The organism is Lacrimispora xylanisolvens, assembly GCF_002934545.1.
Lineage (GTDB): Bacteria > Bacillota > Clostridia > Lachnospirales > Lachnospiraceae > Lacrimispora > Lacrimispora xylanisolvens.
This window is the reverse complement of sequence record NZ_PTJA01000003.1, coordinates 306,652-320,022: the sequence shown is the minus strand read 5'-3', so window position 1 is coordinate 320,022 and position 13,371 is coordinate 306,652. Positions and strand designations below refer to the sequence as shown.

General features: G+C 41.8%; 8 protein-coding genes and 1 tRNA gene. 1 reads left to right on the top strand and 8 read right to left on the bottom strand.

All coding sequences use genetic code 11. The features are described from left to right. Positions 1–91: 91 nt before the first annotated feature. Positions 92–2,326, bottom strand: a complete 2,235-nt coding sequence (locus tag BXY41_RS07040) for a DNA gyrase/topoisomerase IV subunit A (RefSeq protein WP_104436112.1) — start codon at positions 2,324–2,326, stop codon at positions 92–94. 11 nt (positions 2,327–2,337) lie between these two features. Then, positions 2,338–4,257 carry a DNA gyrase/topoisomerase IV subunit B gene (locus tag BXY41_RS07035; RefSeq protein WP_104436111.1) on the bottom strand — a complete coding sequence of 640 codons (1,920 nt, stop codon included), beginning with the start codon at positions 4,255–4,257 and terminating at the stop codon, positions 2,338–2,340. Positions 4,258–4,413: 156 nt separating this feature from the next. Between BXY41_RS07035 and BXY41_RS07030 the strand changes: the two genes are divergently transcribed. Further along, positions 4,414–4,484, top strand: a tRNA-Gly gene (locus BXY41_RS07030). A gap of 366 nt (positions 4,485–4,850) precedes the next feature. Here the strand turns inward: BXY41_RS07030 and BXY41_RS07025 are convergent. From BXY41_RS07025 to BXY41_RS07000, 6 genes are all read right to left on the bottom strand, one after another. Further along, positions 4,851–5,444 carry a lactate utilization protein gene (locus BXY41_RS07025; RefSeq protein ID WP_104436110.1) on the bottom strand — a complete coding sequence of 198 codons (594 nt, stop codon included), beginning with the start codon at positions 5,442–5,444 and terminating at the stop codon, positions 4,851–4,853. A gap of 97 nt (positions 5,445–5,541) precedes the next feature. Beyond that, the gene (locus tag BXY41_RS07020) at positions 5,542–6,876 is read right to left on the bottom strand and encodes an FAD-dependent oxidoreductase (protein ID WP_104436109.1); all 1,335 of its coding nucleotides are present in this window, start codon (positions 6,874–6,876) and stop codon (positions 5,542–5,544) included. Beyond that, positions 6,860–7,915 (bottom strand): SGNH/GDSL hydrolase family protein, encoded by a 1,056-nt coding sequence (locus BXY41_RS07015; protein WP_104436108.1) that lies wholly within the window; start codon positions 7,913–7,915, stop codon positions 6,860–6,862. Before BXY41_RS07015 ends, BXY41_RS07020 begins: the two co-directional genes overlap by 17 nt. After that, positions 7,912–9,891 carry a heparinase II/III domain-containing protein gene (locus BXY41_RS07010; RefSeq protein ID WP_104436107.1) on the bottom strand — a complete coding sequence of 660 codons (1,980 nt, stop codon included), beginning with the start codon at positions 9,889–9,891 and terminating at the stop codon, positions 7,912–7,914. Before BXY41_RS07010 ends, BXY41_RS07015 begins: the two co-directional genes overlap by 4 nt. A 12-nt stretch (positions 9,892–9,903) precedes the next feature. After that, positions 9,904–11,511 (bottom strand): response regulator, encoded by a 1,608-nt coding sequence (locus BXY41_RS07005; protein ID WP_104436106.1) that lies wholly within the window; start codon positions 11,509–11,511, stop codon positions 9,904–9,906. Further along, the gene (locus tag BXY41_RS07000; protein WP_104436105.1) at positions 11,496–13,340 is read right to left on the bottom strand and encodes a sensor histidine kinase; all 1,845 of its coding nucleotides are present in this window, start codon (positions 13,338–13,340) and stop codon (positions 11,496–11,498) included. Before BXY41_RS07000 ends, BXY41_RS07005 begins: the two co-directional genes overlap by 16 nt. Positions 13,341–13,371: the final 31 nt, after the last annotated feature.

Here is a 13,371-nt window from a genome sequence, read left to right as displayed (position 1 = left end):
AGTGAAAAAAAAATCAATATTTATTCGTCAGAAAAATACATTTGTGCGTGTCAGGAAGACATTTCTTTAAAATGTGTGTTACAGTAAAGCATTAAAGGCGAACCTTACTGCCTTTTCCATCTCTTTTGCCAATCTTTAAACGGTTTAAATGTACTTCTTTTTCTTTGTATTGTATCACCGGTTCATCTCCGAGCAGATAGACCGCTTCCAGACTCTCACCTGGAGACAGCTTTATTCCTCTAACTCCTCTGGCATTCTTTTTCATCTCTGGAATCTCATCGGAGGCAAAACGCAGAAATACCCCGGAAGAAGTCTGAAGGACTACATCCGTCTGTCCCCCATATGGCAGTGCACAAATTACCATGTCGTCATCCACCAGTCTGGTTGCAGCCACAGTACGGTTATTGGTTTCAAATTCCTCTCCTGGAACCATCTTAATCAAAGCCTGCCTGGTTGCAAACAAAAATTTATTTCCTTTTAATCCGCCTGCATGGGATAAATAAATAATCTCTTCCTTTGCCCCGTCATATTTACTTAAATTATCAACGGGAGTCCCCTTATCGCGAAGCTTTCCACCTGGTATATCCAATACTTTTATCTGATGTAAGTTTCCAGTATTAGTAAAAATACAGATTTTATCCGTATTCAGACAGTTTACCACAAAAGGATTCTCGGTTTCAATGGTTTCTTTATTTCTGTCATAAGTATTTTTATCCAGTATCTTACAATAGCCAAATCTGTCCATTACAAAGGTAACTTCTGAAACAGTTACTGCTGCTTCATCGTATACGGCTTCCTTTCCGTCTTCAATCAGAGTCTTTCTGGGGGTACCGTATTCTGCCTTTATATAATCCAGATCCTTTTTAATGACCTCATCCATATTTTTTCTGCTGGAAAGTATTTTCTCATACTCTTTAATCTTTGCCAGTGTTTCTTTGAATTCTTTTTCCAACTGAAGAATCTCCAGTCCGATCAGCTTATATAACCGCATCTCGAGAATCGCACTTGCCTGCTTTTCAGTGAAGCACAGTTTTTTTGCATCTTCTTCAAAGCCCTTGACGCGGAAAGAGATATTCGAGATGTCGCCTGTCATCAGACAGTTTTTTGCATCCTTTAAATTCTTCGATCCTCTTAAAACTGCTATAATTAAATCAATAATGTCGCAGGCCTTTATAAGACCTTCTTTTATTTCCTTCTTTTCCAGTTCTTTATCCAGAAGAACCTGATATTTTCTGGTTGCATTTTTGTACTGGAAGTCCAGATAATTCTTTAAAATACCTTTTAAATTCAGGATCTCCGGGCGTCCATCCGCTATTGCAAGCATATTGACGCCATAGGTATCTTCCAATTTTGTCTTTTTATAAAGAATGTTTCGGATTTTCTCTACATCCGCATCTTTACGAAGTTCTAAGACGATACGGATTCCTTCTTTGTTGGACTGATTGGAAATATCAATTACATCAGTAAGCTTTTTATTCTCTACCAGATCAGCAATATCTATAAGGAATTTATTGATTCCGGCTCCAACCATGGTATATGGAATCTCGGTAATGATCAGCTTGTCCTTATCTGCCTTTCGCTTACCAAGCTCTACTTCAATTTTTCCCCGAAGCTTTATTTTCCCCATTCCTGTTTCATAGATCGAGGGAAGATCGCTTTTGTTGGCAATAATTCCGCCTGTCGGGAAATCAGGTCCCGGCAGGTATTCCATAAGTTCCCTTACAGAAATATCCGGATTATCTATATAAGCCTGAACCGCGTCCACCACTTCGCCTAAATTGTGGGGGGGGATGCTGGTACTCATGCCGACTGCAATTCCTTCCGCACCATTAATCAGCAGATTGGGAACCCGAACCGGAAGAACTTCCGGTTCTTTTTCCGTCTCATCATAATTGGGAATGAATTCTACAGTTTTATCCAGGTCTTTTAAATAAACCTCTTCGGCAAACTTTTCCAGTCTTGCTTCGGTGTATCGCATGGCCGCTGCTCCGTCGCCTTCAATGGAGCCGAAATTTCCGTGCCCGTTTACCAGGGGAACTCCTTTTTTAAATACCTGGGACATCACAACCAGAGTCTCGTAGATGGAGCTGTCACCATGGGGATGATATTTACCCATGGTATCGCCTACGATTCGTGCTGATTTTCTGTGTGGTTTATCATGATTTAAATGCAGTTCGCTCATATCGTAAAGTACGCGGCGCTGCACCGGCTTTAATCCGTCTCTTGCATCCGGGATCGCTCGAGCTGTAATGACACTCATGGAGTAGTTCATGTAGCTTTTCTGCATTTCCTCGGAATACTCTGTCTTAATAATTTTTTCTGCCATATTCCTTCTCCTTACGCATCGATCTCCGCTTCATCCGCATGCTCATAAATAAACTGTCTTCTGGGAAGTACATCGCTTCCCATAAGCATTTCCGTTATTTCTGAGGCCATCCGTGCATCTTCAATTTCAACCTGCTTTAATACACGCCGTTCCGGATCCAGAGTTGTTTCCCAAAGCTGTTCTGCATCCATCTCTCCAAGACCTTTATAACGCTGAAGGGTAAATTCGCCGGTATGTGTTCTTCTGTAACGTTCCAGCTCTTTTTCATCGTAGAGATACTGTTCCTCTCCGCGCTTTGGAATCACTTTAAACAGTGGCGGCATGGCGATATAAACATGGCCATCGTAAATTAATTCGGGCATAAACCGGTATAAAAATGTTAACAGCAGCGTATCAATATGACTGCCATCCACATCGGCATCGGTCATAAGAATAATTTTATCATAACGAAGCTTTGTAATATCAAAATCATTGCCATAACCCTCAGAAAAACCGCACCCAAAGGTATTAATCATTGTTTTAATTTCGGCGTTGGCCAATACCTTATCGATGGAAGCCTTTTCCACATTTAAAATTTTACCGCGAATGGGCAGTATGGCCTGGTACTGACGGTTTCTGGCCGTCTTGGCAGAGCCGCCGGCCGAATCTCCCTCGACAATAAATATTTCACATTTGGAAGCATCCCTGCTTTCACAGTTAGCCAGCTTGCCGTTGCTGTCAAAAGAGAATCTTGACTTGCTGAGCATATTGGTTTTGGCCTTTTCTTCTGCTTTACGGATTTTAGCCGACTTTTCCGCACAGCTGATAACGGATTTAAGCACTTCCAAGTTCCGGTCAAAATATCTCTGCAGCTCATCGCCTGTCACAGTAAAAACTGCCTTTGTAGCGTCTGCGCTGGCAAGCTTTGTTTTTGTCTGCCCCTCAAAAATTGGATCGGGATGCTTGACTGCGATCACTGCAGTCAGACCATTTCTCGTGTCAGCTCCTGTGAAATTCGTGTCCTTTTCTTTTAATATGCCAAGTTCTCTGGCATAACTGTTAATCAACTGGGTAAAACGGGTTTTAAAACCGGCTAAATGGGTACCGCCCTCCTGGGTGAATATGTTGTTACAGAAACCAAGTATATTTTCTTCAAAGGTATCAACAAACTGTATGGCTGCTTCCACTTCCACTTTATCAACAATCCCTTTAAAATAAACCGGGTCATGGACAGCTTCTTTTCCAGCGTTTAATTCCTTTACGTAAGCAACGATTCCTTCTGGCTCATAAAATTCCACCTTTTCCTGTTCTCCTGCTCTCTTGTTAGTATAAGAGATATGAAGATTGGGATTTAAGTATGCCGTTTCGTGAAGACGGCTTTTCAGCCACTCCGCTTTGAACCGTATCTTTTCAAATATAGTCTCATCAGGTAGGAAATTGATTTCCGTTCCTGTCTCTCTGGTTTTTCCCAACGTAGGAAGCAGGCCATCCACCAGCTCCACCGTTGGTATGCCCCGCTCGTATTTGTCATAATGAATCAGACCATCTTTATATACTTTGACACTCATGTAATCAGACAGGGCATTTACCACGGAAGAACCTACACCATGAAGTCCTCCGCTGGTTTTGTATGCATCGTTGTCAAACTTACCGCCTGCATGAAGGGTAGATAAAACCACTCGTTCCGCTGAAACACCTTTTTTGTGCATCTCAACCGGAATACCACGGCCAGAGTCTTTGACTGTACAGGACCCATCAGCCTCCAGTGTCACCCAGATCTGATTACAGAAACCTGCCAGATGCTCGTCCACTGCGTTATCAACAATTTCATAAATCAGATGATTCAGTCCCTTTGTCCCAACACTTCCTATATACATTCCCGGACGTTTCCGTACCGCCTCAAGGCCTTCCAGCACGGTAATACTGTCCGCGTTATACTGCGTTTTCGCCATGTTACTCCTCCACATCTTGTATTATCAATACCCATTATACAATGGTTTTTCCATTTTTGGCAAGTTTATGGGGGATTTTTTACCAATTTTCAGAAAAACCTATTGAAATAATAAAGTCTATTGTGGTATAATACGGAATGTGTCAAACAACAGCATGCAGATATAGTTCATTGGTAGAACATCAGCTTCCCAAGCTGAGGAGGCGGGTCCGATTCCCGTTATCTGCTTTAACCTTTGAAATGTTTTTCCAGATATGCTTATTGGAATTACAAAAGGAACAACCGCCCCAATACAAGGGGTTGGCCTATAAGAAGATAGAAATCCCCCGATACCAGCCAAGTATACAAGGGGGATTTTCTATTGCCCATTTCTGGGACTTTAGAAAACGCTACTTACAATTTACGAAAATAAAGGTAAGTAATGCGATTATGAACATACCAAAGGCCATAAGGTCTTTAAAGTCATATTTCATCCGCACCACCTCCCATCTATGTATGATGGAAGGTCAACACCCTTGCAGTGACACGATTGCTCCATACCACTATGGTAACATATTCCTTTTTATTACTCAACAAATTTTCCTGTCAGTTAGATTAATACCCCAACTCCTCATCCACAAAGATAATTTCACACTTCATACTCAATGGTACACGTTCAATTACCGATATAATACGGCAAATCCGGTTAGGACTGTTACAATCATAACATTTATCTCCCTTAACCGCACATGGCGTTTTTGCTCCCAATCGTTTGGCATTCAGGGGGGCCGCTATATTTTTACACCGGGAATAAGCTTCACCAATATTTGCTGTAATTTTATTTCTGCCTATAATGATGTAACAGGATTGGGGTCCAAAAGCAGTCATTGCAACACGATTACCTGTAGCGTCGATATTTACTATCTCCCCAGTCTCGGTTATTGCGTTTGCACTGGATATATAAATGTCTGCGCAATTTGCAAGTCTTCGCACTGCCATGCCAGGAACCTTATTGTGCCATACAACAGCATTTCTCTGTTGCAGGGCCTCAAACAATCCCATTTCCTTCAAAGTTTCACTTCCACCAAATCCGATGGTTTGATTTTGTAAAAGATCGGTAAGGTAACAACAGGCATCTTCCTTTGTAGAAAAAAACTGTGTTGTAAATCCATGCCGCTCAAAGTTCTTTCTTATCTGCGAATATTCCATAAACTCATCTCCATTTTAAATACATTTCTTATCTGTTTGTCTATAGAACAGGATACCATCAAACCTGTAAACTATCAACAGTAACATTCTATGTACTCTAATAAGTTAACCCTTCTTCTCCGGGAAATTTCTGTTCCCTTAACCATTTTCTTAGTATATCGGTATCAATATCTAAAAGGTCAATTCCTCCTGCTTTTATCCCCAGCGCCGCAGCCGTACCTGCTGCCTGCCCGGTAGCAAAACAGGCACTCATAATACGTATGGAAGACATCATGATGCGATCTGCACTGATGATCCGTCCTGCAACAGCTAAATTCTTAAGCCCCTGGGGGATTAAACAACGGTATGGAATGCCATAGCATTCGCCATTCTCATACTTGGAAGTCTGATAAAGTTTCTCATTCTTTCCGCTTTTTTCAGGCAGCGCTGCATGAATGTCAATTGGGTAGGAATAGTACGCAATTGCATCCGGAAAATCGGCTCTGTTTAAATAATCCTCTTTTGTCAATGTATAGCCACCCTTTATTCTTCTTGATTCCCTTATTCCCAGACCGGGACCACTTGAAGCCAGCACACATTTTTCCATCCCCGGGACGTATTCTCTTAAAAATGTTATGAGCTCTGGTAAGTTTCTTCTGGCTTCCATTTCAGCCTGGCTTTTGTTCCATGGGTCTAAAGGCTTTAAATCATATACATGACCGAAATTCAATCCTGCTATTCCATCTGCCTGTAAAGCCATCCCCCCTACCTTGGTCTCATTTAATGGAAAACGCCCGTCTTTTTTTGCCTTTTCCGATGCAACCGAAAGATTTCCGTTTTCCCCTTCTTTATCCACGTAGTCCATGAACCGATTCACATCGATGTTTGCAACACGGAAACAAAGTGTCCCTGACTGTACCCTGCCGTCCTCATCTCCATAATCCCACAGCGCTCCAGCCATCGCGGCTAAATCCCCATCTCCCGTACAGTCGATAAAGTAGTCAGCCTCAATCCATTTAAATCCCCCTTTGTTACAGACTCTGACTGCTTCGATTTTACCATCTTTATATCTGACTTCTGCGACTGTTGTGTGAAACAGCACATCACAGCCGCTTTCCAATACCAGATCATCCATGACACGTTTTAAATGCTCCGGATCGATGGAATACCAGTCTATTCCTTCTATGCGGTCTGGCTTCCGGTCATAAAAAGGACTTTTATATCCGTCTTTTTTTAACGCCTCTAAAATTTCCCGTCCAATTCCCCCAATTAAATCCTGTTCACCATTTGTAAAAGGACCAAAAGCAGGTACACCAGCGATGGTTGCCATACCTCCGAAATAGGCTTCCTGCTCGATTATCAATGTATTACAGCCATTTCTGGAGGCAGCTACAGCCGCTGCCACGCCTGATGGACCTCCTCCTGCCACGATTACATCATATTGATCTTTCATGCTGCAAAACTCCTTTTCCTCTTCCTGTTAAATGGTCTGCCAGATTTGCCCCCATACGTATATGACCGTTATCAGAAGGGTGAAGCAGATCCGTGCTCAGATACGTGATATCCTTTAATATCTCTTCCCCTTTTACCAGATGAAATCTGTGATCATCTACTTTTAATGCCGCCTGTCTTACTATTTCCTTAAAGCTGCGGTAATGCCGGTAATAAGCGGAATCCTGATCCAGTGCTATAAGTCCTTTGTTCGGAAACATATCAATCACAAAAATATCTCTGGCCCGGCTTTTCTTTAAAATCTCCAGAAGATATTCCACACGCTTACAGGTTTCTTCCTCGTCAAAAAACAGCACCATATTGACCCCAATCTCCAAAGAAAGAACATCCACTGAAAGTTCTGCCAGATAGTCAGCCACCTCCCTTTCGCATAAACAGGAACCAGAAAGACCTTTGTTCATCACATCCCAGCCTGCTGTCACCGCCGCCTGGTTTATGTAACTGTTGGAATACAGGTTCGTCACACTTCCGCACGTAATGGATGATCCGTAAGCTGCCCATGAAACAGCTGGTTTTTCTTCCTTATTGGGCGGCCTTAGTGTGTTATCATAAGTATCAATATAATGAAAATAGATGGCTCCATTCATTCCAAACTGAATCCGCCAGATCCATGGGGCAAATTGTTTTCCTGTCATCATATTTTTATTTACAATCTCATAAACAGGAGGATCTTCCACATGAAGTACGGTGCAGACTCCTGCCTTTAGTACTTCTTTTTTATGGAGTAAATCTCCTTTATAAATGAGCACATCAATATCCTGTTCCACCGCTGTCAGCGCGACATCAAAGTATTTAGACTCAGTTACAAACCGGAGTTCACAACCGTGGGCCCTGTCAGCCCGGAATCTTGCGTTCCTGTTTTCCGCCACTCCCAGGCTTCGGCTTAAATCACGGGGAAAGCGACAAAGTTTCTTTCCTCCCATTCCGCCCACTTCTTCTAAATGATCCACATTGTGGAATTCAATACCATAGTCAATCATAACATTAACTTCCTTTCTCCTCCGTCTGCCTCCTTTACATGAATCATCATAATTCCGTCTGACGCTTCAAATGATACTGCGTCCACTTTACAGGCTCCGTCGCTGCTGGTAATCACATGAGCAAACATTGCCTCTCCTCCAAAACAGCGCTCAATCCTGTAATTAATATCCGACACCGAAGGATTATCCGGTCCTTTTGCACTAAATACAGTCTGACCAAATCCGTAACCAAATATATGAGTTGTCACTTCCCCATCCTGATAAGCAGTTACGATTGAACCGTCTGCTATGGTCTCTTGAACGGAATGAAGATGCTTAAATGGCTTTTTTATCGAAAGGCCTTCTGCTGACCGGCCGTTAAACGTTAACACATTCTCTCCTGAAACATGCATCACCCAGTCAATTGCTAAATCAGGATCTGCTCCTGTTACCAGAAACACTTCTGCAAAATAATCATCCGTCCAGGCGATTTTTCTTGTCATTTTAACAGATCTGTAATGTTCTTCCTTCCACTGTACAATGGTAAAGCTGTCAGGCATGGTATAAGGAGCAGTCCAGTCTGCTTCTGCCTCTGCATAAATCACCCCATTCAGTTCCTCATACCGCTTTAAGACTGCATTTACCGGTGCCTGATTCTCTTCCCCAATCATCACGGTGTTGTGGGACCCTGTATTTTTATAATAATCGTAATGCATTAAGGCACCATATCCAGTGGTACCAAGGTCGGGAGAGATTCGCTTACCATATGCCAGATAACTAATATCCAGCCGGTCGTAATGGTCGTGCTCACCGCCATAGCTGTCATGCTTAAACAGCAGGTACCGCCCATTGGAACCTCTTAAAATGGTATTACCACTGAGACCTTCTTCTATATGATAATTTTCAAACAAATGACTGCATGAGGACAGCTCATCCACACCATAGATAAAGGCTTCCATATTATCCCGTTTTTCATTTTTATATAATTGGTTTAAAATATACAAAAGTTTCTCCCCTCCCATCTCACGATAAGCAAACTCGTAGAGATAAAGACTGGAAGATGTATGTCCATAGTTTGTATCATTTAACATTGGAATCCTAAAATCCGGCTCTAAATAATCCACTAACAACTCCATCATGGCCTTATAATTGGGATGACTGATATGGCTGTGGGGAGTATGCAGAGCAAACTTTTCATATGCAAAAAAACTGGTTAATGCGTAAAAATGGTAACCAAAGGCCCCTTCAAACCACATATGATTGGGAAGCATTCCATGCTCCAGCTGATAAAGAAGGCCATACGGTTCATAAACGGAAAAATTTACATAGGAGTCCACATGAAAAATCAATCCGATAATGGCTATGGCAGAATTAATAATTACTTCGTGGTTATGCAACTGTTTATGGCGGTGTTCCATGAGAAATTCAGCACCTGGAAGCAGCATACCATCCCGGATAAAAATCTGCTCTGCCTCCGTCATTGCATCGGATAAAAGATCATAGGTCATAGCAAAGCTTCTGAGAAAATTGGCCTCATCAAGAGTCTGAGCGCCTGATTTCCCAGGACCATTGTAAGGAATATCGCCATGCACCTCGTAATCTTTATAATATTTGGAATACTCCGTCATGATAGAGATTGCTTTTTTTGCATAACACTCTTCTTTGGTAACCAGATATAAAAGTCCCATTTTAAATGCAGCAGTATAGTTTCTGGAGTTTATGATTCCCCACCAGGTGCTGTCGTAAGGCTCCCCTGTAAATACCTGACCACAGGCCGGGCATTTGTGATAATGCCCATCCATTCTGTTAAATTCCAGCTGAACCGAGCATTTGGGACAGTAATAATAGAGAAACCAGTTTGCGATTCCAGTTTCAGGAACAAGAACCGGCTCTGCCATTACCTCACTTACTTCCTCTTTTAACTGACTGATTGCTTCAGGCCAAAGCTCCCCCTTTTTTTGAAGCTGGGTAATTTGTGCTTTTGTAAACTGTATCATAAAATCCCTCCCTTAATATAACCGTTCTTCTTCTACTGCCTTTTTAAATTCAGTTGGCGTACAGCCATAAAATTTCTTAAAACTGCTTGCAAAATACCTTTGATTCTCATATCCGCACTCTTCTGACACTTCCTGTATTTTTAAACTGGTGTTCTGAAGAAGCATTCCGGCATGCTCCATCCGTTTCCGTATCAGATATTCCCCAACCCCTTCACCTGTGTGCTGTTTGAAAATCTGGCGGACATAGCTGGAACTAAAATGTACCTTGTCAGCAACCCACTCTAAGTCCACTTTGCAGTCTTTTATATTGTTTTCCAGTAACAGCTTTATCTGTTTTACCACAGTACTGGCTTTTGTTTCCTCTGAATACTCAGAGATCACCAGGCAGCAGGTTTCTATATAGCTTTCCAGCATTTCCTTCATGTCCATAAGGCTGCCATAATGAATCCTGTCCTGCATAGAGGCTGCAGGCTCCAGAATCTCCCGATCAAAACCGGCATGTTCCATATCATTCTGGATTGCGTAAATCAGTTCCTTTACCGACACACTGATGTAGTCATTTTTTTTGTTGGCCAGAGAAGCATAGCTTTTAATTAACCCTTTCAGTTGTAACAGTGCTTCATCTTTTTGCCCCAGCCGTACGGAAAGACGAATCTGATTTTTCCAGTCTCTGATTGACGAGCTGCTGCCCTCCTCCTGTTTTTCATGCTCTTCTCCATAAAATAAAACAGGGTGTTCTGTATTAATCATTCCCCGCCAGACCGCCATGGCTTCCTGATAAGAAGCACATAGCCCCTCCCTGCTCTTGTAAGGAGAGCCTATGGCAGAAGTAAGCTGGATCTGATAATACTTTTTCAGGCTTACCTGTATCTTTTCCATACCTGTTTTAATTTTACCGGTAAATGCAGCTTTTCCGTTTCCTGACCCGCACCAGATTATTACCAGATGGGCTCCATCAAAACTGACACCATAAAGACTGATGTCAGCAGGAAAATAACCATCCCGTATCAAAAGCAGAAACTCTTCTATACTTTCCTGACTTTTAAAATCCCAGGTTCCCCCTGCAAGACGGAGTATGCCTGCCAGATAATAGTCTCCTGTTAAATCCATACCAAGCTGCTTATAGTCCGTTTCCCTGCACTCACGCCCTTCCAGCAGATCCTTACATACTTTTTCCCTGTAGAGACCTTCCCTGATAATCGCCTGTTCCCGAAGCAGACTCATATTTTGCTGAAGAGTTTTCTGACTGTCTAACTCGTTTATCATCTTCACTAAAACTTCATCAAGCTCCTGGGGCAGAAACGGTTTTAGCAGATAATCCTTTACACCAAGTGAAATAGCCTGTCTGGCATAATCGAATTCATCGTATCCGCTGATTACAACATATTTGCTTAAAAGTCTGGCTTTCTGCATCTCTTTAATCAGTTCCAATCCATTCATGAAAGGCATGGATATATCCGTGATTAGAATATCCGGTTTTAATTGAAGAGCTGATTTTAAAGCTTCTTTTCCATCTCCCGCAACTGCAACCACTTCCACAGCTAACGAGGAACTGCGAATGTTTTTTACAAGTATATCCCTAACATAGTCCTCATCATCTACAATCATGATCCGATACATGAATCCATCTCCCCATCTGTGACTGGAAGTGTAAGCATTGCTTTGGTCCACTGACCTTCTACACTCTCAAATTGAAGTCCGTAATTCTCTCCGTAAAATAAGCGGAGCCTTTCATTTACGTTATAAATTCCGTAACCTTCCAAACGGTCCGTTACCCCTTTTTTTAGTGTTTCATTGAGAATCTTTAACTTATCTTCTGGAATCCCTGCACCATTATCCCATACAACCAGCTTTACTATTTTCTGTGTTCCTTCTCCCTGTGATTCCTCGTAAATCCGTATCAGTCCCGTTCCCTTCTTCTCTTTGATACCATGATAAATCGAATTTTCTGCTAACGGCTGTAAAATCAGTTTGATTACTTTTAAGTCCAGCCACTGCTCCTCTACATCAATCTGGTAATTTAACTTGGAATGATAGCGGATTTTTTGAATATCAAGATAACTGGTGACATGTTCTATTTCTTCCCTTAAGGTAATAATTTCCGCACCTTTACTCAGTGAAATCCGAAAGAATTTCCCGAGAGAATTAGACAATATGCTGATTTCCTCAGCCCCCTGATCGGCAGCCTGCCATGTTATGGCATTTAACGTATTATAGAGAAAATGAGGATTAATCTGAGCCTGCAATGCCTTTAATTCCGCTTTTCTCTTCTGCTTTTGTACTTCGGCTGCATGATCCCGCTCCCACTTTAATTCTTCGATTGTCTCCTCCTGCTTTCTAACCAGGTTTTGGATTTCTCCAATCATATAGTTAAAACTTTTCGCAAGACTCCCCACTTCATCTTTGTATGGATAAAAAAAGCGGGTATTAAAATCGCCTTTTTCAACCAGGCTCATGCGCTTTTCCAGTTTTCTCAAAGAGTTGGTCAACTGATAGGATAGCAACAGGATGGCAGCCACACCAACCAAAAAGATCACTCCCAAAGTCTCTAAAATTACATTTCTTAAACTCTGTAAGCTGCCCAGCAGAGTTTCTCTTGATTTCAATCCAAAGATCTGCCAGCCATTTTCAGAAAGCTGATTGTAAGTCACTAAATATGTATTTCCTTCATACTCATAATCACTGGTGAAGACCGCTCCTTTTTCTCCCTCTTTTGGGACCAGTTTCATCAGTTCTGCAGAGTCAATACCTTCTGAGCCGATAATTGTATTACCATCCTGATCCAGAATAATAATCTTGTCGAAAAATTCATATTTACCTGCCAGTAAATGTTCCAGTTCCTTTGTCTTTAACTGAAGGATTAAATATAAACTGCCCTTATACCCTTCCACACTAAACCTTCTTACACAGGGAATAATCTGATCCGTATCCTGAAAGATCTGGTCTGTTTGTGTGGGGAACCACTGGATGGCTTTCCCCGGTCCTCCGATATAGGAACTATAATACTCCGACTCTTTAAACTGAAACTGCCAGTTTCTCATCCGGACAAAATTGTCAAATTCCCGCTTGTCTGTATAGATATAGGAGGAATGCAGCAGATTTTCCCCTGTCTCCAAATCTTTTAAAAAAGATGATACGGTTCCCATGGTTTTTATCAAATTCAAATCATTTGGATTGTTTAAATAATCAGAAAAGCTGACTACAAAGGTATAATTGGTCAGCATACCCTGGGCTCTCTGCCTGATCACTCCAAGCCGCATATCAAGGGTATCCACAATCTGTGTCAGTACACTTTCTGCACCGACCCTGAAATTCTCCTCGATGTCATGAGAGGTATACCGATAATAAGAAAAACCACTGATTGCCGTTGTTAAAAAGAACATAATTCCAAATATCAAAATAATCTTGCTTCGAAACCGCAGGTTTTTATATACTTTTTTTATCATCATTTTTCTTCTTTTATCGCCTTTCCTGATATGT